General features: G+C 75.4%; 1 protein-coding gene. It reads right to left on the bottom strand.

Features of this window, described 5'->3' with window-relative positions; genetic code table 11:
- Positions 1–236 (bottom strand): hypothetical protein (locus CVH10_RS26435; protein WP_219925116.1); only part of this gene is annotated, 236 nt, incomplete at both ends.

Genomic DNA, 236 nt, shown 5'->3' with positions numbered 1-236 from the left:
GCCCTCCCCCGTGGGGATCGGCGCGTCAGCAAGCAGCCACGCTCCAGCCCCCAGCACGTCATCCAGCCGCTCGCCCGCCGCGCCGAGGAATTGCGGGAAATAGTCGCCTGCCGCCGCCGACCCGGCCAGCAGATGCCCGTTCGCCAGCGCCGCCGCGGGCGGTCGCATCTCGCCCGCCTGGGCGCGCGCGGCGATCATCTGCACGTCGCGCGCGGCGGCGATCTCGGGATCGAGCT

This window comes from Halomonas sp. ND22Bw, from assembly GCF_003011945.1.
GTDB classification, from domain to species: domain Bacteria; phylum Pseudomonadota; class Gammaproteobacteria; order Pseudomonadales; family Halomonadaceae; genus Halomonas; species Halomonas halophila.
This window is presented reverse-complemented; position numbering and strand designations above follow the sequence as displayed.